We start from the raw sequence: 22,264 nt of genomic DNA, 5'->3' as shown, positions 1-22,264 counted from the left end.
TTTATACCTGTTGAAACTATATTTCAGAAATATCTATGACATCAGTCCGATTATAAGGCGATGAAGAATCCGCATCTTGTGCGTAGCAATGAGAGTTCTCAGAGGCGTCGGACTCATTATCTGCAGTAGATGTATTCGACGCTGCTCCTGTTTCTAAAGCTCGCCGATGATGCTCAGGCAAATAGGCAGTAAATCCACTCGATTCCTGTTTTGACTCACCATTCGCAAGTACTACGGCCACCCAAGGCAACAGTACTGCACCTGCGACGCATATCCAGCGCAGGGTACCATCTGTAAATACAGCGCCTACAATACAAACTACACGAATCGCCATTTTGAGGATGTAGTCTCGAGCACGTTTATCTACACGCTCCGATAACGGAGCAGAAGCATTACTGATTTCGTATGTCACTAAAGAGTCTTCAAATCGTTCTGCGACATCAACTGTAGATAAGTAGTAACCATGGGCCGCGAGGTCTTCGGCTGTCCAGTGCTTTTCAGCAGTCATTGACACACCTCCCTCAGAATTACAGTAACGAACTCTCTATGATAGACGTTTTAGCTTCGATTCACATGGTGGTAATTACCTGTACTGATTAGTCTAAACCTTCTATTCCTTATGGTGTTAAGTGTTGCAAGAACAGATGCTCACCACATCATATAGATAACGGGCTAGAATAGGTATGACCAGTAACCCCAAATTTATAGGGAAAATAATGAGTGATAACACCCCCAAGACCGTTCTTGTTACCGGTGGTAATCGTGGTATCGGCTACAAGATCGCGCAGGAGTTTAAGGCATCAGGGCACAATGTTTGTGTGACCTACCGTAGCGGGGAAGCGCCCACAGAGTTCTTTGCTGTTAAAGCTGACGTCCGAGACGCAGACAGCATTAATGAAGCTTTTAAAACTATTGAAGCGGAATACGGTCCTGTAGAAATCCTTGTGGCGAATGCGGGTATTACTCGTGACATGTTGCTTATGCGCATGAAGGAAACGGATTTCATGGATGTTATCGATACCAACCTCACTGGTTCTTTTCGTGTAGTACAGCGTGCGATCAAAGGTATGATCAAACTCAAACGAGGCCGTATTATCCTCGTCTCCTCTGTTGTAGGGCTATATGGTTCTCCAGGACAGGTTAACTACTCATCGTCTAAAGCTGCTCTTGTTGGTATGGCTCGTTCCATCACCCGTGAGCTCGGAAGTCGAAATATTACGGCAAATGTTGTAGCACCGGGATTTATTAACACCGATATGACCGATAGCTTGCCTGAGGAAACTAAAGAGAGCTACCTGAAAACTATCCCGGCAGGACGTTTCGCCGACCCTGCTGAGGTAGCACGGGTTATTCGCTGGTTAGCTTCGCCAGAGGCAGATTACATCTCAGGCGCCGTTATCCCTGTAGACGGCGGTCTAGGTATGGGACACTAGGTTCTTCCTATCACATGCCATAAACGTCTTACTTTCAGAAAGCACAGAACCAACAAAGGAAAATGTATGTCACAGCTCGCCGGTAAAACCGTTATTATCACAGGGTCTTCACGAGGTGTAGGTGCAGATACTGCCCAAATCCTAGCGGCTCAAGGGGCAAACATCATAGTTAACTATCGCTCCAAAGCCCCTCGAGCCAATAAGGTCGTCAAAGCTATCGAAGAAGCTGGCGGACACGCGACCGCCGTACAAGCAGACGTAACTAAGTCTGAAGACCTCAAAAACCTTGTGAATGTTGCTATCGAAACCTACGGCTCCTTGGACTATCTCATCTTGAATGCATCGGGCGGTATGGAAACTGGTATGGGTGAAGACTACGCAATGCGTCTCAACCGAGATGCACAGCTTAACCTTGCACGACTTGCAGCCGAAAAAATGCCCAACGGAGGACGCATCGTCTTCGTCACCAGTCACCAGGCACACTTTATCCGCGAAGTTGAAACCCTGGCAGAATACCAGTCGGTTGCAGAGTCCAAACGAGCAGGGGAAGATGCGCTCATCACCGAAATACCTGCGCTCACTGAGAAAGGAATTTCACTTGTCGTCGTATCAGCTGACATGATTGAAGGAACTGTGACTGCAACTTTGCTTAACCGCCTGCATCCTGGGGCTCTCGAATATCGTCGAGAGACAGCAGGTAGGCTCTACACTGTCAACGAGTTTGCCCATGAGGTAGCTGCCATGGTTACCGCAGATGTTCAGACTGGACACGTTGAGCTGGTCGGTGGAGCCCGCGGGTTCATCGATTAGAAGTACGTATAGAGCGAAGAAGCAGGACCCCAAAGGGTTTGCTCCTTCCCACATAGGTAGAGATCATATCGTAGAAGAGAATAACCATGAGCACTGTACTTAATCTTCAAAACGTGAGCGTCATGCGCGGCGGTCGCAATATTCTCGATAACGTTTCCTGGATTGTCAATGAAGGCGAACGTTGGGTTGTCTTGGGTCCAAATGGTGCCGGAAAATCAACACTTTTATCGGTCGCAGCGGCGCGTTTGCACCCTACCGTCGGACAAGTAGAGATCTTAGACGAGACTCTCGGCTCCGTGGATGTTTTTGAGCTTCGCCCGCGTATCGGGCTGTCATCGGGAGCAACCGCCACACAGATCCCTGACCGAGAGAAAGTTTCTGATGCTGTCATGACGGCCGCGTATGCTGTTTCAGGACGTTGGAAAGAGGAGTACGATGCTCTTGACGATGACCGTGCCCAAGAACTTCTTCAAGACTGGGGCGTAGATGCTTTGGCAGAGCGTCAATTCGGTTCACTTTCTGATGGTGAGCGCAAACGCACTCTTATTGCACGTGCTCTCATGACCGACCCCGAGCTCTTATTACTTGATGAGCCTGGAGCTGGTATGGATATCGCCGGACGTGAGGACTTAGTAGAGAGGCTTACAACACTTGCAGTTGATCCTTACGCACCAGCTACAGTACTTATCACACACCACCTTGAAGAGATTCCTGCAGGATTCACACACGCGCTCATGCTCCGCGATGGTCGTGTGGTAGCGTCTGGACCTATTGCTCAGACCATCACAGAAAATAATCTCGCATTAACATATGCGATGGATCTAGCTTTAACAGCCACTCCTACAGGGCGCTACAGCGCTTTTAAACGCTAAGCTTTATCTTTCTCCCACCATATACGTACATGGTGGGAGAAAGTTTATGACCAGTAGTGTCTTTATGAAGAAGAAACAATTATCACCCCAAGAACTGCAAGCACGGGCAGAACGAGTGTACGCAGTATCGTCTGTGGTGCCATTAGCTCAAGCGCCTGAACAAACACTTCGTTATTATACCCACCTGACTGATGTGAGATTACGTTCTGCTCTCGAACCTGACTGGGGCATTTATATTGCGGAGTCATCAAAAGTGGTCCGGCGTGCTTTACATGCAGGACACCGCCCCCTCTCATTCCTTATGAGCGAGAAATGGGCAGATGATCTTTCTGACGTACTGACGAAGTATAATAACATTCCTGCCTTTGTGGGATCGGAAGAAGAACTTGAACGAATAACTGGCTTTCATCTGCATCGCGGAGCTTTAGCAGCAATGGCGCGCCCTGCTCCTCAAACCGTAGAAGATATTATTTACGGGGCTCACCGCGTCGCAATCTTAGAAGATATTGTGGACCACACGAATGTTGGGGCTATATTTCGTTCCGCAGCGGCGCTAGGCGTAGACGCTGTGCTAGTTACTCCACGATGCGCTGACCCGCTGTATAGGCGCTCTATCCGCGTTTCTATGGGAACTGTATTTCAAGTACCTTGGGCCAGAATTACCCGCTGGCCAAAAGACCTGGAAATTCTACACGAGCACGGATTTGAAAGTGCCGCACTTGCACTAGATGAGGACTCTCTTACTTTGGGGCAACTTTCAGCACGCCAGGATAAGAAGTTAGCTTTAATCCTAGGAACAGAAGGACACGGACTCTCACCGCATACATTGGCGCAGACAAAACACACGGTTATGATTCCCATGACCCACGGCGTCGATTCTTTGAACGTGGCAGCTGCGTCAGCTGTTGCGTTTTGGGAAACGAGGCTGCGTTCGTAACAACAAGCCCTCTAAGAACCTAGCGTTACCTCTTTAAAGGTGGTATCCTTGGTGGTTGGCTGTGCATTTTAAGCCGGTCTATGGTGCGCTCTGCGTGCATCGTAAAACCTACTCCATCTATTTAGGGTTACTGGCAAAATCCAGTGACAGAAGAAGGTAATTAAGCATGAAGGCAGATATCCACCCGGAGTACCGTCCGGTACTATTCCGTGACCTTGCATCCGGTAAAGTTTTCTTGACTCGTTCCACGATGACTTCGGATAAAACCGAGAAGTGGGAAGACGGTAACGAATACCCCATCATTGAGGTCGAGATCTCCTCTGAGTCGCATCCGTTCTACACCGGTAAGCAGCGTATCATGGACTCCGCAGGTCGCGTCGAACGCTTCAACGCACGTTTTGCAAACTTTGGTAAGAAAGCGTAAAACGTAGAATGCAATAAAGAACACACCCCGTAATATAGATTAAAAATCTGATACGGGGTGTGTTTTTATTTTCTACCGTTACAATGTGAAGGTAACTCACTTTGTAGCGGTATTCTTATGCGGGTTATGCCGTTATCACATCACTCGAAGGAAACAAACCCATGAGCGAAGCGCTCGCTGAAAAACCCCGTCGAAAGACTCTTAAACGGGTGCTAATTATTCTTGCTATCCTTATTCTTACTCTTATCATCGGAGTGGGGATTTACCTGTGGAGCATTGGGCATACCTGGGACTCCAAGACTCAAAAATTTGATTCCATTACGAATTCACAAGGAGATTTAGACTCTTTAAGAAAAAACCTGGGAGACCCGAATAATGATCCAAATATTGTGGGTCCCGATGGTAAAACGGCAGATTCTCTTGCTAATGACCTTGACAAGAATGGTAACGGAATTCTTGACTCCTTAGAGGGTGGTAAGACGCGTCAGGTCGTAAAAGGCGAAGGAACTAATATTCTTCTTCTTGGTAGCGATCAACGTTCAGGGCAAGAAGCTGCAACAGTTAGTGGGGCTCGGGCAGATACTATTATGCTGATGCACATTCCTAAAAATGGGGAAGGCGTTTATTTAGTTTCTATCATGCGTGATTCGTGGGTAAGTATCCCCGGGTATGGAAACGCGAAGGTGAATGCAGCTCTCAACTATGGAGGCATTAGCTTACAAATTGAGACCATTGAACAACTAATTGGTGTCAAGATTGACCATGTAGCAGAAATAGACTTTGATGGGTTTAAAGGGCTTACTAACGCTCTAGGTGGCGTTGATGTTCAAGTTCCTTTTGCTTTCCAAACAGGCGTTTGGAACTTTACACCGGGTACCATGCATATGGATGGCAGCACTGCTTTAGCGTTTGTGCGTGAGCGGTATTCCTTTGCATCGGGTGATTATCAGCGTGTACGTAATCAACGTGCATATTTACGTGGACTCTATACGACCATCCAAAAACAGGGGTTTTTGGGTAACATCACTAATTTTAAGAATATGGTGGATGCCTTTAGCGGCTACGTCAAGGTTGATAGTGGTTTAGGCTCTGGTGAGATTCTTCGGATTGCGGCACCTGTCATTAATGGTGGTTCGGCTGCTTTACATATGACGACACTTCCTAACGCAGGCCCTGGCTGGTCTTATGATGGTCAATCAATCATTATTATTAATCAGCCTGCTGTTGATTCGTTGACGGAGGCTTTGAAAGCTGATCGTATGCAGGATTTTATGAATACTTATGGGTCTGACTAGGTATGTCTATATACGGGTCTATAGATCCTGCAGATAAAATTTGGGGTAGTCAGCACGTCAGATACTGTGCTGACTACCCCAAATTTATCCGTATAACGCTATTAATGTTGCACGTGTGTTCTAGCTGGTATAGGAGTTACGGTAACAGTCTGGGATGCATGTTCTTCAGCAGCCAGTCTGAGTAACCGACGACCAAAATACAGAGCAACCGAGTAGAGAGCTCCGCCCATAATTGCTATGAGGACTCCAAGAAGAACACGCCAAATTGCAATTGCCAAGCCAACTATAAGAAGGGTTATACCTATAATTTTGACGAGGGTAAGCAAGCGCGTGTGTTCTTCAGGAAGATCATCGAAAGATACGGGTTTAGCTGCTTTCTCTGGGATAACTTCGTGTGCCGTGATCGCCTCGCTGACTCCGTTTTTTCCTGCAACAGAGGTGATAAATCCGCGAATCTTCTGAGGAAGAATATGCTTCCCTTGAGTGTTTTCCGCTTCAGCTGGGACAAAAGCATCAGGAACCTCATACTTCTTGGCCTCAGGTAGGAGCTCAGGTACATCGTTGGGTAAATCTTTGTACCACTGTTCTGGGATATTCTCTGACCGCACCGCCTGAATAGTTAATGAAAGCTCGAGCCTGTTACCACGTATCGTGCCCCAGACATTGGTGAGTTTGTCATGTTTCGCAGCATGTTCAATGACAGGAATAAACTGTTCTGATATTTGGGAGCTTAAACGTCCTACATGGGTATCCTCATGGAAAACTTCTACCGAACTGACCATGTGCCCATCTGGGTTTTTAACCTGTTGTACTTCAAGTCTTAAAATTACCCGTCCTTCACCTGTCGGCGGCAAAATACTGTGAAGATATTCAGCGTGTCCACTCTCGTCAAGCACCTTGATTGAAGGACCTTGAGGAAGAATAGCTGCTCGCGCTGAGGCATGGTTGAGAGGAAACAGCAAGGTCGGTGACGACAGAAAGAGTTTTCCTACACTTTTAATGTGCGGTCCGCTATCAGCTCGTAGAGCAATAGCATTGAGTTGCAGCTGTGCTGTAGGAGAGAAACCGGAAGCAACAACGCGGGTAATCGCGTTCCAATAGTTTGCAGAATCGTCACGACTTAAACGTCCCACTTTATGATCCCCAACGTATACAGCAATGCTGTTTGCCTCGTAGGGGTTATCAGGTTCTGGAACAAGGCGAGCCTTGCCTTGCCAGGACTGTTCACGGTTGACATGGAGCTCTTGAAAGACTTGTAGAGTCTCAGCCTCATAGTAGTTGTCGGTGACAATTGTGAGGGTTCCACGGTCGCCGAGAGCATAATCGACCAAAGCAAACTCCTTAGGTGGTGATGAATATGTTCTAATTCTCTCACGTTTTTGGGAATAACTAGTACCCTACACGTAAAGTAACTTTTGGGTGACGTTTAAGGAATTGATGAATGTGGTCAAAATCTTGCTTCACGTTAATGAAACCTATAGATAGGCTACAGCCCAGTACAGCGGCGTGAAGAAGAGATACTGTACCAGGCTGTAATGCCTAGAAAGTGCTAGTCGGATAAAGAACTATTGAATTGCTGACCGATCATATTCCGATGCGCATTATCTTGTGCCTCCAAAATGAGCCGACGTAGTGCGGAGGGGGCTGATGGATTCTTGCGTAACCATTCTTGGGCTAGAGCAACTGAAGGATTATCGCTAACCCCGGTTCCTTCAGCGGATCCGTAATTGTAGAGCGAACGAGGGTATAAACCGCGAACTATACGAGTGGCCATACCAATGGAACGGGTGTCCCACATTGATAGGAGCGAATCGAAGAAAGGCTTATAGTAAGGAGTTCGCAGCCCAACATCCCCTCGCAAGAAACCATTTGCTGTTGAGGTCAAGGCGTCGTTGGATAATGAAGAATCTTCCATGATGCGTTTATAAGCGGCTGCTTTGTGGTCGGCATCAGGAATAGCCGCTATCGCATATGCGTAGCCATTCTTTGAGATTGATGACGGATTATACTGTGCAGCTCGGTCTAAATCAGCAACAGTAACAAGGTTACGCCCCGCCAGGGTACCCAAAGCACTCCACCCAAGATTCTGATCGTAGGGGATACCAGTCGCATCGGCAATATCTCCCACAGTATCTTCAAAAGCCCCTCGGGCGATATCGCGGCAGAGATCTTCACCTTGAGTTGAGTAGGAAGAAATAGAGATAAGCCCCCGAAGCAATATGAGCTGCGTATCGGAGCCAGGTTTGGCGGCAGCGAGCGCTTTCGAGAAAGACTCATAGAGAGCATCATACAAAGGCTGTCGAGACTTGGGGGCACCAAAATTAGTAATAGCGTTTTGGCTGTTCGACACCATACTTCCCAAAAGAGATGCACTGCTCTCACGGGATACGTTCCGTACTACCGCGTCTACGAAAGTGGCAACGGGAAGTCTGGCATCGCGCACGCTTTCCCAGAGAGACCCCCAGATAAGACCGCGAGAAAGAGATGATTCAAGAGTGGATACTCCTGCAATTGCCGCTTGAAGACCATCCTCATCGGTGAGCATGATTTTTGCGTAGGTGTGGTCTTCTGCATTGAGCATAAGTAAGTCAGCTTCACCTACAGTCTTCTTATGCTCTTGGGGCAAAGAGACACGATACTCTGCGATAGGATCGGCAGGGTATTCAAGGGAGAGAGTGCCTGTTGAGACAAGTTTTCCTTCTTGAAGGATAAAAGTTTCAAGCTTTACCACATGCGGGCGACCGATACCGGCTGGCTGAGTGTCGGGTAGCTGCTGAGTGAGGTACAAATCCTGGAGCTTACCATCTTCGCGGTAGACACGTCGAGTACCGAGGGTAGATAGACCAGAAGTCTGTAACCACGCTTGAGACCAGGTCTGCATATCGCGACCTGAAACCTCATTAAGTACATCAAGGAAGTCTTGAAGTGAGGTGTTCCCCCAAGCAAAACGTTTGAAATAGACGCGTGCCGCTTCGATAAAGGTATCAAAGCCTACATAGGAAACAAGCTGCTTCAAGGTGGAGGCACCCTTGGCGTAAGTTATGCCATCGAAATTTTGGGCTGCAGCTTCCAAATGAGGTATATCCGCGACAATGGGATGCGTCGTAGGAAGCTGATCTTGCAGATATGCCCAAGATTTACGGTGATTCGCGAATGTTACCCAAGCATCGTTAAAACCATTAGCTTCGATAGCACCTAGAGCACCCATGAAATCAGCAAATGACTCTTTAAGCCAGAGATCATCCCACCATTTCATAGTGACAAGATCTCCAAACCACATATGTGCCATCTCATGGCAGATAGTGTTTGCGCGACCTTCAAGATCATCTTCGGTAGCACCAGAGACAAAAATGAAATCTTCAGTGAATGTTACGAGACCGGGGTTCTCCATCGCGCCGATGTTATATTCGGGGACGAACGCCTGTTCGTACTTCGGGTAAGGGTAGGGATAGTCAAAGAGATCCTGGAAGAAATCTAAGCCGTTCTTAGTGACTCGGAAGATATTATCGTAGTCAAAATGGGGTTTTAGAGAATGGCGGCAGTACGCCACTAAAGGAATATCGCCGCTGTTAGTAATACTCTGGGGTTTATAGGTATCGGTGACTGTGAAGTATTCACCTGCTAACACTGCGGTAATGTAGGTAGAAATTCGCTCGGTAGGAGCAAAAACGCGCTTAACGATATTTGAGTCAGTCGGGTCGGACACCTCAGATTCTAGAACCCCGTTCGAGCTGACAACCCAGTCTCGTGGGGCTGTGATTCGGAAATTAAAAACAGCTTTCAGATCGGGTTGCTCAAAGTTGGGGAATACACGACGGCAATCGGCGGGCTCATATTGGGTGTAAAGATATACACGCCCATCCGAAGGATCAATATAGCGGTGCAGACCTTCTCCCGACCGTGAATAGTATGAACGCCCGTGAACAGTAAGTTCGTTTTCCTCGGCAAGCTCGGGCAGCATGATGCGTGAGCCATCAACAACCTTGTTGAGGTCAAGCTGCGCGCCATTAAGCCTAACAGAATCGATAGAGTGGTGAATATAATCAATGAAAGTCTGGGCACCAGGCTTATGGGATTTAAACTTAACGGTTGTAACTGTAGGGTATGTCTCGAAATTTTCATCCTTGGCATGGGTCAAATCAAGGTGAACATGATATGAGTCTACGGTAATGAGCGCTGACCGTTCTGCAGCTTCTTCGCGTGAGAGGTTCTCGTTATTCATAGTTTCTATTCTAAACTCTCACATGCAGTACTTCATGGACGTGACCCGAACACTGTACTGTATGTTACTAGAAAGGAACATGGGGAGTACTAAATGTTTAAAAGTGACGGATAACACGTTATATAGATTTGCCTGCTTGTACTTGCCAACCGTATAGTATTACTTGTTGCTTTGAGCAGGCAAAGCCCTCTCAAAGGTAACCTGCGCGGGTGGCGGAATAGGCAGACGCGCTAGCTTGAGGTGCTAGTCCTCGTATTAGAGGGTGGGGGTTCAAGTCCCCCCTCGCGCACATTATAAAGGGTCTCTGATAAACATCAGAGGCCCTTTTCTATTTCACTTTTCCGCAAATAATTGAGCGCCCTATACTCTGACAGACAGAATATAAGGCGCTCGCGACTTGCCTGTAAGGCTACAAGAAAGTTACCTAGGGCAAAAGCTGCGGATCGGTAGTGACGAGGATCTTTACGGCAGTCTCGTTGTGGTTAATCAACGTGTCAAATCCCTTGTCAATGAGATCTTCAAGAGGAATCCTGCCAGTAATGAACGGCTTGAGGTTAATCTTGCCTGACTCTACAAGCTTGATAGTTTCCGGGTGGCTGTTCACGTATGCAATGGTTCCTCGAATATCGAGCTCCTTAAGCACGACCTTCTGAACATCCAACGATGCTGGTTTACCCCAAATGGATACGATCACGGCTTTACCGGTAGGCTTGAGTGCATCCAGAATGAGGTCTAGTGCAGGCTGTACAGAGGTGCATTCAAAGGCTACGTCTACACCCTTATCATTGGTCAGCTTATGAATTTCTGCTAGGACATCAACCTCAGCAGGGGAGAAGGCATAGTCTGCAACTCCAGAATCCAATGCTTTCTGACGGCGTAGCGAGGACAGCTCAGAGATAATGACCTTCGCCCCCTTAGCTTTAAGCACGGCGGAGGTAAGCAGGCCAATGGGGCCAGCGCCAGTAACTAGCGCAAAGTCACCGTCTTTGATTTCTCCGGCGCGCTCAACTGCATGATAACCGACACTCAAAGGCTCAATCAGTGCAGCTTCATCTAACGGAAGGTCTTTAGAGATCTTGTGAACCCAACGGCGTTTTACAGATACCTTCTCTGATAGTCCGCCTCCACGGCCAGCAAGACCAATAAAGTTCATGTTCTTAGAAAGATGATAGGTCTTCGAATTTGGGCCGACATCTACAGAGTCTGCAATAATGTATGGCTCAACCACAACATGATCTCCGACTTCAAGATCGGAAATGCCTTCGCCTAAAGCTTCTACGATGCCTGAGAATTCGTGACCAAGGGTTACAGGAGAATCTTCTCCTGAGATTGGATGCGGATGCCCATGTTTAGGGCAGAAAATAGGTCCATCAAGATACTCGTGCAAATCAGTGCCACAGATACCACACCATGCTACTTTGACCAACACTTCACCGGGTTGTACTTCGGGGGTGGGTATGTCCTCAATGCGAATGTCATTACGGTCGTAAAAACGAGCTGCCTTCATGGGATAGACTCCTTTACCTTTGAGGCTCTATATGATGCGCCTAATGCTGAATACTCTGTTGTTATCACGCAAACCGACCTGTTACAGCACTAGGTTAGTTAAGCGCAGGCTCGATAGCCTACATCTATAACACTACTCTTCCATGCCAATGTTTACTAGGAAACATAGAAAAAATACTTTATATGACATAAACGCGTAGTTTCAGCCCAAATATCGTATAAACCCACCAAAATTACCAAACTTGTAGCCCACTACCAGACAATGTACGAAAACTACTCTTCGCAATAGTATTCTAGCTGTGAGTTCCTCTAGATATGTTTGGGCTTGGGAGGTTCCTTGCCCCCCCAGAAATAAGGGTTAAATTATGTGATATTAATCAAAAAGTCGTAAAGCCCTTATATGGCTTCTTGGGAGAAAAATATGGTCTTCTAGTAAAAACTCACATAAAAAATCGTGAAAAGAGCAACTAAACCAACATAAACCCCAAAGAACAAGGCATAATAGATAATGGGAATTTCAGAAGACACTCCGTGCTTCTGCCCACATATCAGACAAATCAACAACCCCAAGACAGGGCGGCGACCCAATGAACAACGTAAAATCTACCACTAAACTCGGCATCATCGGCGCAGGCGGTGTCGGATCTGCAACCGCATACGCAGCAACCCTACGTGGCTCTGCAAATGAAATCGTCCTTTACGACATTGACGGCAAACGAGCACACGCTGAAGCCCTCGATATCGCCCACGGTTCTATGTTCGCCCATGAAGCGCAGCTCACCGGCGGAGACGACCTCGAAATCCTGCGTGACTGCGACATGATCATCATTACCGCAGGTGCCCGTCAAGAGCCCGGGCAGCCCCGCCTCGAACTCGCAGGAGCAAACGTACGCATTCTCGAAAAATTACTGCCAAACCTCATGGAAATGTCACCTAACGCAATTTACATGCTGGTTACCAACCCCTGCGACGTACTCACTGTTGTCGCCCAGAAGATCACCGGGCTACCCTCACACCGAGTACTATCCTCCGGTACCGTACTCGATTCTTCTCGACTGCGCTGGCTCGTCGCCAGCAAAGCTGGAGTCTCCATCAAGAGCGTTCACGCAAATATCATTGGCGAACACGGGGACTCGGAGTTCCCTGTCTGGTCGGCGGCGAACATCGGCATGGTACCCCTCATTGACTGGGAATACAACGGCACCAAAGTATTTACTGAAGAAGTACGTGCAGAACTAGCGCACGAAGCGATGCGCGCAGCCTATAAAGTCATTGAAGGTAAAGGATCCACCAACTACGCCATCGGTGTTTCTGCGGCACGAATTGCAGAAGGCTTCCTCCGAGACCAGAACGCCGTACTGCCAATCTCCACCATTGCAGCAGGCGAACTCTACGGCTTCAAAGACGTAGCACTGTCCCTACCCTCCGTCGTAAACTACGAAGGCGTACAGCGAGTCCTCAGCGTTCCCATGAACGACGAAGAACACAATAAGCTACGCACCTCCGCAGAAGCAATCCGCGCATCCCTGGAAACCCTAGGATTCTAAAGAACATTCCTAAAACACCCTTCTAAACGCGTGCCCAAACACACTGGGTACGCGTTTGTCATACCTTCACAATATGACGCTCTCCAACCACAATAGCCATAAAAGATAGTAGACTAGACACATGAGCACTGACCCCCGCACCGAACTCACTCGTCTACTCGACGCCCTCGAAACACACCTTGACGCCGTCGCCCACCGCACCCGCGAACACGACCCCGTAATCGACGAAGCTTATGTCGAAATTGCAAACGCTTTCGAAGCCTACGAAAACGCCCTCTTCGAAGTACATAACGAAGTAACACCCCTTAGCGTCTACGGAGATGACGACGAAAACTTCGACGAATTCCTCACCGACACCGACGACGAAGACGACGATATCGAATACGAAAAAAACTAACCACACAACCAAACCCTCAGGCCCCGCATCCTAGCCACCCGCCAGAATGCGGGGTTTCTCTTCACACACCACAAACATAAAACCATGAGCACCCCAAAACACCTCCGAGACCACGCCCTCGTCCTCCGCGCCCAAAACCTAGGCGAAGCAGACCGCATCATTATCATGCTCACCCAAAACAACGGAGTCATCCACGCCGTTGCCAAATCAATCCGCAAACCAAACTCAAAATTCGGTGCTCGGCTAGAACCCTACATGCACACCGACCTGTCCTTCACCCGAGGCAAAACAAACCTCCACACCATATCCCAAGCCGCAACCATACATGCCTATACAGCGACCCTCATGGGTAACTACAACGCCTACACCGCCGCAAACACCATCGCTGAGGTCGCAGAAACACTTAACACCAACAGTACCCCCCACGACACCAACCCACACTACCACCTCACTCACGGAGCAATCGCCACACTAGCTCATAACAAACACACACCACAGCGCATCCTCACAAGCTATATCTTACGTGCCATGAAACTCGCAGGCTGGCTCATCTTCACTGCCACCTGCACACACTGCAATCAACCCATCACCACTGGGTACCACCCAGCAGGCACACGTGGCATAACAGGAACCCTCTGCAAAACTTGCGCCCACCAAAATGACACCCCCACAACACCCATAACACCCACCGAATACAACTACATACAAGCTCTCTATAAAGGGAACTGGGACACTATAGATAAAGCCTCACCTCTCACTGCACGCAAAATACTCAACCTCACCCTACACACCACCCAAAACTACCTCGAAACCCCCCTCAAGACCCTCACCTACCTCGAACTAGAAACCTAAAAAACACCATCAAACACGGTAAAATACTGTATTAACACACCATCAACCCGGAAAGAATCCCATGCCACAAAAACCACCGGCACACCCCTCCGGAACAACTCCACCACCCATACCCAAAAAATTCATTCCTCAACACGTTGCTGTTGTCATGGACGGCAACGGACGCTGGGCCAATGAACGCGGACTCCCACGCAATGAAGGACACCGAGCAGGCGAAGCAGCCCTCCTCGATATCGTTGCAGGAGCCATAGAAATGGGCATACCCTATATCAGTGCCTATGCCTTCTCCACAGAAAACTGGAAACGCTCACCCAGCGAAGTATCCTTCATCATGCGGTTCTCCACCGAAGTCCTTAACCGACAACTCGAAACCCTCAAATCCTGGGGAGTACGCATCCGCTGGGCAGGGCGCCGCCCCAAACTCTGGAAAAACGTTATCTCACAACTCGAACAATGCGAACGCGAAACCATCAATAACACCACCTGCACCCTCACTATGTGCGTTAACTATGGAGGACGCGCAGAAATCGCAGACGCAGCCGCAACCATTGCACAAGACGTACAAGCAGGCATCCTCAAACCCTCATCTATCACAGAAAAAACCTTCCAAAAATACCTCGATGAACCAGACCTACCAGACGTCGACCTCTTCCTCCGATCATCAGGCGAACAACGAATATCCAACTTCCTCCTCTGGCAAAGCGCCTACGCCGAATTCGTCTTCATGAACGTACTCTGGCCAGATGTAGACCGCCTAACCCTCTACGAAGCCGTCGAAGAATACGCCAGCCGCGACCGCCGATACGGAGGCGCCACCGACAAAATTCCTAACCCCAAAAACTAACACCACACCACAAGGAGCAAATAATGCGACTATACCCAACCTTCTTCAAAATCTTCTTCGCAGGCATGGATCCCGAAAAAGCACACCACATTGGTTTCTGGGGAATACAAACCCTCAAAAACCTAGGTATTACTCGCATCCTCAAAAGCTACCTTCAACCCAATCCCAGCCTCCGCACCACAGCCATGGGACTCACCTTCCCTTCACCCTTCGGACTAGCCGCAGGCTTCGACAAAGGTGGGAAAGGTATCGCAGCCCTTGCAGGACTAGGATTCGGACACATCGAAATCGGCACCATCACCGGACAGGCACAACCTGGTAACCCACAACCACGTTTATTCCGCCTCATCGAAGATAAAGCAGTCATTAATCGTATGGGATTCAACAACGACGGTGCCGCAGCCGCAGGACCCCGAGTCGCATCAGCACGTGCCGATCTAGAAACCGAATACCGTCCCGAGAAACGCCCCATCATCGGCGTCAACATAGGAAAAACAAAGATTGTAGAACTAGAAAACGCCATAGAAGACTACCTAATATCAACACGTACCCTAGCCCCACAAGCAGACTACCTCGTCGTCAACGTAAGCTCCCCCAACACCCCAGGACTACGTACACTGCAATCCATCGCAACACTCCGCCCACTCCTACAAGCCGTACGAGAAGAAGCAAACCGAGTCTCACCCCACCGCCACGTGCCTCTCACCGTTAAAATCGCTCCAGACCTTGTAGACGAAGACATAACAGCTGTCGCTCGCCTAGCCCAAGAACTAAAGCTTGACGGGATCATCGCAACCAACACCACAATCGCACGCGAAGGCTTAGGACTTCACACCACCAAAGAAAAAATTAACGCTATAGGCGCAGGAGGACTCTCAGGAGAACCACTTAAAACCCGATCACTCGAAGTCCTACACCTCCTCAAGAAAGAAATAGGCAACAAACTAGCCCTCATCTCTGTTGGAGGAGTAACCAACGCCCAAGACGTACAAGAACGACTAGACGCAGGCGCAGACCTTGTCCAAGGATATACCGCCTTCCTCTACGAAGGCCCCTTATGGGCCGCCCACATCAACCGAGGACTCTACAAAATCCGTCGCTCGCACCAAAAATAAACCTCACAAAAAGGGTGAGAAACCAAACACGGTTTCCCACCCCAGAAATCATTAAAGACACAGTATTTACTTTGGATACTCCCCATACTTAACAAGAGGATAAGGTCGCCGCATCCGACGAATCATCATCACACGGTTGAACGCATACATACCACTACCACGCTGTACCTCGCCAAACTTAGCAATAACCATCTGTTTAAGCTTGCGCCACATTAACCAGTAATCAATAACCCACAACAGCATCAGAGCATACATGCCATACATAGTCCCGTAGTAGACAGGAGCAGCAGCTACGCCAAAACCGCTCACGACCCACGACGCAACAAGAAAAACAATGAGCAAAATAAGCATTATATCGCCCAAATTCCGGCGAGCATCAATATAGTCGCGAATGTACCGCCGCTGAGGCCCCTTATCCACTATCGGTAGATACTTCTCATCGCCAGTACGCATAGCCTCCCGCTGCCGTGCCCTAAGCTCAGCAGCAGCCTCACGATCAGCAGTCTTCGCCGCGCCACGATCAGCACCGACTATAGGCCTCCTTCGCGCCGCAACTTGCTCTTTACGAGACGGTGTAGGACGCCCTTTCTTCGGCGTGAACTTAGAGTTCTCAGGAACCTCATGCTGTTTCTCTTCTTCAGGCTCGACAGCAGCCTCCTGCGGAGCCTTACCTTTTTTACGACCAAACACCCTACTAGAATAACCAAAAATAATTTCCTACGCCGAATACCAAGACCAAAAATAAAAAAGTATGCGCCACCCCTGTATAAAGCGTATTGTTAGACGCATGGCCAATTTTCCTCATAAATTCCCAGAACATGATGCGCTCACAGAGGCGCTTGAAGCCCATTTTGATGAATATCTTACTGAGCTGAAGGATCTAGTCTCTATCCCATCCATCGCGTGGGAAGCTTTTGATCTAGCCCAGGTCCAACGAAGCGCTGAAGCTGTGTACGAGCTTGCGAAACGGTCAGGTTTTCAAGAGGTAAAAATCCTTTCTGCGTCGTACCACGATGAAACGGGGGAGACACATCAAGGTATGCCAGCGGTAATTGCCACTAAACCAGCTGTTTCAGGGTATCCCACAATCCTGTTATACGCTCACCATGATGTACAGCCTCCTGGCGATAACACGCAGTGGGAAACTGACCCGTTTACCGCAGTTCAGAAAGGCGCTCGCCTCTATGGCCGCGGTGCTGCAGACGATAAAGCAGGGGTTATCACCCATATGGCTGCTTTCCGCTTAGTATCGGAAGTATTAGGCCATGATTTCAACGTTGGCGTAAAGATCTTTATCGAAGGGGAAGAAGAAGTAGGGTCACCCTCTTTCCGCGAATTCTTAGCTGCCTACCAGAGGGACCTAACCGCTGATTATATTGTGGTAGCAGATTCTGCCAACTGGCGAGCTGGAGTTCCGGCATTAACTACCTCATTACGTGGCGTAGCTAGCGGGGATATTGAAGTTCGAACTGGTAATCACGCAGTACACTCTGGTATTTTTGGAGGCCCTTTTCTAGACGCACATACGGTATTAGCCCGTCTGCTGGGTACTTTTCATGATGACGAAGGTGCAGTTGTTATAGAAGGCCTGTACCGTGGTGAAGACCCTAAGGTCGAATATCCTGAACATGAATTCCGCGCAGATGCTGGAATCTTAGACCAGATGCCTCTAGCAGGATATGGATCAATTACATCTCGGCTCTGGCAGCAACCTGCACTTTCCGTTATAGGTATGGATATTCCGTCAATTGCCCATTCTTCAAATACCCTTGCTGTTACTTCGCGAGCTCGTATTAGTGTCCGGCTGGCTCCTGGTGATTCTCCCGAAAATGCGCACAAAGTTCTGGCAGACCATATAAAGAAGCATGCACCTTATAACGCGCAAGTTAGCTATACTCCTGTCGACTCAGGGTTACCCTTTGCCACAGATGTTGAGCAGGATGGAGCTCAAATCACCTTGTCAGCAATGGCTCAAGCTTGGGGTATATCTCCTGTGCAGACAGGCATAGGAGGCTCAATACCTTTTATAGCGGATTTGAAGGAGAACTTCCCCGACGCCCAGATTCTAGTAACTGGTGTTGAAGACCCAGACACCCGGGCACATAGCGCCAACGAATCGCTGTATGTACCTGATTTTAAACGAGGAATTTTAGCGGAGGCACTGATATTGAGTGCTCTCAGCAGGAGTAAGTAGATTAGGAAAGGAAAGCAACTCAAGGAATATACCTCACACACTAAGTACAGAATTCTACAAAGTTGGTATTCTGGACGTAAGAGACCTTGATGCCCTTAGTGAACTTGTGAGTCCGCTGTTGTCGTGAAGAAGTAGGACAGCGTAATCTGACTTTACGAAGGGGGATATTGTCAGGAAAGGATAAACATGACTGAGACTGTAACTGAGCTACCAACACACGGGGTTAACCTTACTGAAGTTGCTCAGAATAAAGTACGTACTTTGCTCGAACAAGAAGGACGTACCGATTTGCGCCTCCGGATTGCTGTACAGCCCGGTGGCTGTTCCGGGCTAATCTATCAGCTCTACTTCGATGAGCGAGTACTTGATGGTGACGCAGTGCGTGATTATGACGGTGTGCAGGTTATCGTAGATAAAATGAGTGCCCCTTATCTAGATGGCTCAACGATTGATTTTGAAGACACGATTGAGAAACAAGGATTCTCAATTGATAATCCGAACGCGGCAGGATCATGTGCCTGTGGCGACTCTTTCCATTAGGAGCATGGATATAACAGAACCCCTAAAAAACCAACTTTAGGGGTTCTGTTACGTTAAAATTCAGTAATTTTCCAGGAAACTTACAATTTCAGTGACAGAGTGTCACCGTAAGAGCAGAATTCGCGGTAAGCTCTAAGGGATAAGTTTTTTATAATTGCCTCAGGTTTACCTGTAGACCTGAGCACTAGCACACACTGCAAGAACAGGAAGGGCCGTCTGTGAGTTCGCAATATCGAACCGGCAGTCGTCGTAAGCGTGCAAGTCTTGTTGGCCTCGGGACTACAGCGACGCTGCTGATGACTGGTTGTTCAATGGATAGGGCAGCTGTAGGCTGGTTACCTACAAAAGCTGGGCATCCGGCTACTGATAATGCCGAGAACCTCATGCATCTCTGGGTAGGCACTTGGAGTGCAGCTCTTGTTGTCGGTCTTATTACTTGGGGCTTGATGCTATGGTGCATCATTGCCTACCGTAGGCGTAAGAACGAAAGTGGCTATCCTCGTCAGCTCAGCTATCACCTGCCTCTGGAAATTTTTTATACTTTCGTTCCAGTCGTCTTGATCGTCAGTATGTTTACGTTTTCAGACCGAGTCGAGCGTCAAGTAACTGGTCCTAAAACTGGTGCCGATCGACAGGTCACTGTTGAAGTGTATGGCAAACAATGGGCCTGGGATTTCAACTACACAGATGAAAACGTGCATGTAACTGGTGTACAAGCTCACCTTGATGGTTCACCAGGTAAAGAAGCAGAACTTCCAACGCTTTATCTGCCCGTTAACTCAAATGTTGACGTAGTCCTCAAATCGCGTGATGTGATCCATTCGTTCTGGGTTCCGGCTTTCCTAGAGAAACGGGATACGATCCCTGGTATGACGAACCATATTCATATCACTACCAAAGAAATTGGTGATTATAAGGGTAAATGCGCTGAACTTTGCGGTGAGTACCACTCTGAGATGTTGTTTAATGTCAAGGTGGTCTCACAGGAAGACTACGACAACTACATCAATTCCCTTAAGCAAAATCCCGAGAATCAGGGTATCGCTGGGGACGAATACAACCGTAATCCCAACCAGAACGCGACTCCGCGTCCCGCTAACCAATAAAGGGGTGAAATAGACGTGACTACCCTCGAATATTCAACTGAGAGTGCAACGGCTGTTGCGCCGCGCGTGGTTCCTAAGTCCAAGGGACGCATCTTTGTCAATTGGATTACTTCCACGGACCACAAGACCATTGGGTACATGTACCTGATCTCTGCCTTCATCTTCTTCTGCATGGGCGGAACTATGGCTCTGCTGATGCGTATTGAGCTTTTTGAGCCCGGTATGCAGATCCTACAGACGAAGGAGCAATTTAACCAGCTCTTTACGATGCACGGTACCCTTATGCTTCTCATGTTCGGCACCCCTTTGTTCACCGGTTTGGCGAACGTGCTTATCCCGCTCCAAATTGGTGCTCCCGATGTGGCATTCCCGCGCTTAAACGCATTGGCTTTTTGGTTCTTCCTTTTTGGGTCGCTAGTAGCGATTGCAGGTTTTATTACCCCACAAGGTGCAGCCTCTTTCGGCTGGTTTGCATACGTCCCACTAAATAGCACTACTTACAGCCCGTCTGTCGGTGGTGATTTATGGGTCTTTGGTCTTGCGTTGCAGGGGTTCGGCACAATTATGGGTGCGGTTAACTTCATTACTACAATTGTGGCAATGCGCGCCCCTGGCATGACTATGTGGCGTATGTCTGTGTTTACGTGGACAACTCTGATTACTTCAATCTTGATTATTATGATCTTCCCGCCTCTGGCATCCGCTTTGTTTGCTCTAGGTATGGATCGCCGATTCGGAGGACATATTTTTGATCCAGAAAATGGGGGAGCGGTGCTCTGGCAGCACTTGTTCTGGTTCTTCGGGCACCCTGAGGTGTATGTGCTTGCGCTACCTTTCTTTGGTGTGACTTCGGAGATTATCCCTGTATTCTCACGTAAACCCATTTTTGGTTACAAAGGTCTTGTTACAGCGACCATTGCTATTGCGGGCCTGTCTGTAACTGTGTGGGCGCACCATATGTACGTAACTGGAGCGATTATGCTTCCGTTCTTCTCGTTCATGACCATGATGATTGGTGTTCCAACCGGCGTGAAGTTTTTCAACTGGATTGGGACTATGTGGCAGGGGTCCATTACGTTTGAAACTCCATTATTGTGGATCTATGGATTTTTAGTAACCTTCCTCTTTGGAGGTCTGACGGGTATTATCCTGGCTACTCCGCCTCTAGACTTCCATATCTCGGATACTTACTTCGTGGTTGCACACTTCCACTACGTGATTTTTGGAACCATTGTTTTTGGTATGTTTGGTGCATTCTACTTCTGGTGGCCAAAATTCACTGGCAAGATGCTCAACGAACGGATCGGTAAGATTCACTTCTGGCTGGTATTCTTCGGGTTCCACGCGACCTTCTTGATTCAGCACTGGGTTGGCGTTGATGGTATGCCTCGTCGATACGCTGACTATCTGCCCGAAGACGGTTTCACCTGGATGAACCAGTTCTCAACTGTTGGATCCATGATTCTTGCCGTTTCAATGATTCCCTGGTTCTGGAATGTTTACATTACTGCTCGGTATGCTCCGAAAGTCGAGGTAGACGATCCCTGGGGATTCGGCGGATCTCTCGAATGGGCGACTTCTTGTCCTCCGCCCCGCCACAACTTTACTGCATTGCCTCGTATCCGTTCCGAACGCCCGGCTCTAGACCTACATCATCCCGAGCTTTCAACGAATCATGATGTTGCCGCTGCAGCTCTTGCAGCACAGAAGGGAGAGTAAACCGTGAAAGTTCTCGGGAAGGTCTTCCTGTACCTTGGTATATTCTTTACTCCTGTTGGAATTATTTATGGGTTTATGACCAATTTTGATGAGTGGGCCGGGTTTCCCGCGCTCCTCGTGACGGCGCTCATGTGCTTCTTCTTGGCTTTCTTCCTCATGTTTACTGAAAAGAAGCTAGGAAGCCAACCCATGGATAACTACACGGGTGAAATCGCTGAGAGTGCTGGTGAGTATGGGTTCTACTCACCATGGTCTTGGTGGCCGTTCATGATCGGTTTAACGTGCATGATTGTTGTTCTTGGGGCAGCGATTGCTTGGTGGGTACTAATTCTTGCGTTGCCTATCGTAGCAGTCGCCGTTATCGGGTGGGTATATGAATACAACCGCGGTGATCACGCACACTAATCATATACAGTAAAAGGTGGGGTTACATCATCTATACGGATGATGT

General features: G+C 48.4%; 21 protein-coding genes and 1 tRNA gene. 17 read left to right on the top strand and 5 right to left on the bottom strand.

Annotated elements, in window-relative coordinates:
- Positions 1-16: 16 nt before the first annotated feature.
- Complete coding sequence (locus tag HMPREF2609_RS03770) at positions 17-508, bottom strand: DUF3099 domain-containing protein (protein WP_050749203.1); 492 nt, start codon at positions 506-508, stop codon at positions 17-19.
- Between the two features lie 208 nt (positions 509-716).
- Here HMPREF2609_RS03770 and HMPREF2609_RS03765 point away from each other — a divergent pair, with 208 nt between their 5' ends.
- The 6 genes from HMPREF2609_RS03765 to HMPREF2609_RS03740 all read left to right on the top strand — a co-directional run bounded on the left by HMPREF2609_RS03765 (position 717) and on the right by HMPREF2609_RS03740 (position 5,771).
- Positions 717-1,433 carry a beta-ketoacyl-ACP reductase gene (locus HMPREF2609_RS03765; protein ID WP_070450195.1) on the top strand — a complete coding sequence of 239 codons (717 nt, stop codon included), beginning with the start codon at positions 717-719 and terminating at the stop codon, positions 1,431-1,433.
- Positions 1,434-1,499: 66 nt separating this feature from the next.
- Positions 1,500-2,243, top strand: coding sequence for an SDR family oxidoreductase (locus HMPREF2609_RS03760; protein WP_070450198.1), 744 nt, complete (start codon positions 1,500-1,502; stop codon positions 2,241-2,243).
- Between the two features lie 86 nt (positions 2,244-2,329).
- On the top strand, positions 2,330-3,115 hold the full coding sequence (locus HMPREF2609_RS03755; RefSeq protein ID WP_070450200.1) for an ABC transporter ATP-binding protein: 786 nt from the start codon (positions 2,330-2,332) through the stop codon (positions 3,113-3,115).
- 64 nt (positions 3,116-3,179) lie between these two features.
- Positions 3,180-4,052 (top strand): TrmH family RNA methyltransferase, encoded by an 873-nt coding sequence (locus HMPREF2609_RS03750; protein ID WP_080974312.1) that lies wholly within the window; start codon positions 3,180-3,182, stop codon positions 4,050-4,052.
- 166 nt (positions 4,053-4,218) lie between these two features.
- Complete coding sequence (locus HMPREF2609_RS03745) at positions 4,219-4,476, top strand: type B 50S ribosomal protein L31 (protein ID WP_070535095.1); 258 nt, start codon at positions 4,219-4,221, stop codon at positions 4,474-4,476.
- A gap of 161 nt (positions 4,477-4,637) precedes the next feature.
- A complete protein-coding gene (locus tag HMPREF2609_RS03740; protein WP_004004644.1) occupies positions 4,638-5,771 on the top strand; it encodes an LCP family protein in 1,134 nt (377 codons plus the stop codon).
- A gap of 101 nt (positions 5,772-5,872) precedes the next feature.
- On the opposite strand, the gene HMPREF2609_RS03735 is transcribed toward HMPREF2609_RS03740, so the two are convergent.
- Entirely contained in the window at positions 5,873-7,102 is a 1,230-nt protein-coding gene (locus HMPREF2609_RS03735) for an HIRAN domain-containing protein (RefSeq protein WP_070450205.1), read from the bottom strand.
- Between the two features lie 218 nt (positions 7,103-7,320).
- Complete coding sequence (gene pepN, locus HMPREF2609_RS03730) at positions 7,321-9,993, bottom strand: aminopeptidase N (RefSeq protein WP_048752187.1); 2,673 nt, start codon at positions 9,991-9,993, stop codon at positions 7,321-7,323.
- Between the two features lie 203 nt (positions 9,994-10,196).
- On the opposite strand from pepN, the gene HMPREF2609_RS03725 reads away from it, so the two are divergent.
- Positions 10,197-10,282 (top strand) — tRNA-Leu (locus HMPREF2609_RS03725).
- A gap of 135 nt (positions 10,283-10,417) precedes the next feature.
- On the opposite strand, the gene HMPREF2609_RS03720 is transcribed toward HMPREF2609_RS03725, so the two are convergent.
- Positions 10,418-11,500, bottom strand: a complete 1,083-nt coding sequence (locus HMPREF2609_RS03720; protein WP_048754050.1) for a 2,3-butanediol dehydrogenase — start codon at positions 11,498-11,500, stop codon at positions 10,418-10,420.
- A gap of 586 nt (positions 11,501-12,086) precedes the next feature.
- On the opposite strand from HMPREF2609_RS03720, the gene HMPREF2609_RS03715 reads away from it, so the two are divergent.
- From HMPREF2609_RS03715 to HMPREF2609_RS03695, 5 genes are all read left to right on the top strand, one after another.
- Complete coding sequence (locus tag HMPREF2609_RS03715; protein WP_013399053.1) at positions 12,087-13,046, top strand: L-lactate dehydrogenase; 960 nt, start codon at positions 12,087-12,089, stop codon at positions 13,044-13,046.
- Positions 13,047-13,167: 121 nt separating this feature from the next.
- Positions 13,168-13,443, top strand: coding sequence for a hypothetical protein (locus HMPREF2609_RS03710; RefSeq protein ID WP_004004649.1), 276 nt, complete (start codon positions 13,168-13,170; stop codon positions 13,441-13,443).
- An 84-nt stretch (positions 13,444-13,527) separates the two neighbouring features.
- Positions 13,528-14,295 carry a DNA repair protein RecO gene (gene recO / locus HMPREF2609_RS03705; protein ID WP_048752184.1) on the top strand — a complete coding sequence of 256 codons (768 nt, stop codon included), beginning with the start codon at positions 13,528-13,530 and terminating at the stop codon, positions 14,293-14,295.
- 61 nt (positions 14,296-14,356) lie between these two features.
- Positions 14,357-15,139: an isoprenyl transferase gene (locus HMPREF2609_RS03700; RefSeq protein ID WP_048752181.1), complete on the top strand. Its 783-nt coding sequence runs from the start codon at positions 14,357-14,359 to the stop codon at positions 15,137-15,139.
- Positions 15,140-15,162: 23 nt separating this feature from the next.
- Entirely contained in the window at positions 15,163-16,254 is a 1,092-nt protein-coding gene (locus HMPREF2609_RS03695) for a quinone-dependent dihydroorotate dehydrogenase (RefSeq protein WP_048752179.1), read from the top strand.
- A 66-nt stretch (positions 16,255-16,320) separates the two neighbouring features.
- Here the strand turns inward: HMPREF2609_RS03695 and HMPREF2609_RS03690 are convergent, their stop codons facing one another.
- Positions 16,321-16,944, bottom strand: coding sequence for a DUF3043 domain-containing protein (locus HMPREF2609_RS03690; RefSeq protein ID WP_004004653.1), 624 nt, complete (start codon positions 16,942-16,944; stop codon positions 16,321-16,323).
- Between the two features lie 97 nt (positions 16,945-17,041).
- Here HMPREF2609_RS03690 and HMPREF2609_RS03685 point away from each other — a divergent pair, with 97 nt between their 5' ends.
- The 5 genes from HMPREF2609_RS03685 (at position 17,042) to HMPREF2609_RS03665 (ending at position 22,218) form a co-directional block, all read left to right on the top strand.
- Entirely contained in the window at positions 17,042-18,448 is a 1,407-nt protein-coding gene (locus HMPREF2609_RS03685) for a M20/M25/M40 family metallo-hydrolase (RefSeq protein ID WP_070535093.1), read from the top strand.
- A gap of 186 nt (positions 18,449-18,634) precedes the next feature.
- Positions 18,635-18,988 (top strand): HesB/IscA family protein, encoded by a 354-nt coding sequence (locus HMPREF2609_RS03680; protein WP_004004655.1) that lies wholly within the window; start codon positions 18,635-18,637, stop codon positions 18,986-18,988.
- Between the two features lie 218 nt (positions 18,989-19,206).
- Positions 19,207-20,094: an aa3-type cytochrome oxidase subunit II gene (gene coxB, locus HMPREF2609_RS03675; protein ID WP_013399060.1), complete on the top strand. Its 888-nt coding sequence runs from the start codon at positions 19,207-19,209 to the stop codon at positions 20,092-20,094.
- 15 nt (positions 20,095-20,109) lie between these two features.
- The gene (gene ctaD / locus HMPREF2609_RS03670; RefSeq protein ID WP_048752175.1) at positions 20,110-21,813 is read left to right on the top strand and encodes an aa3-type cytochrome oxidase subunit I; all 1,704 of its coding nucleotides are present in this window, start codon (positions 20,110-20,112) and stop codon (positions 21,811-21,813) included.
- 3 nt (positions 21,814-21,816) lie between these two features.
- On the top strand, positions 21,817-22,218 hold the full coding sequence (locus tag HMPREF2609_RS03665; RefSeq protein WP_048752174.1) for a cytochrome c oxidase subunit 4: 402 nt from the start codon (positions 21,817-21,819) through the stop codon (positions 22,216-22,218).
- Positions 22,219-22,264: the final 46 nt, after the last annotated feature.

Source organism: Rothia sp. HMSC058E10 (assembly GCF_001809415.1).
Lineage (GTDB): Bacteria > Actinomycetota > Actinomycetes > Actinomycetales > Micrococcaceae > Rothia > Rothia dentocariosa.
Note: the sequence above shows the minus strand (reverse complement) of the source record. Positions and strands in the feature narration are given on the sequence as shown.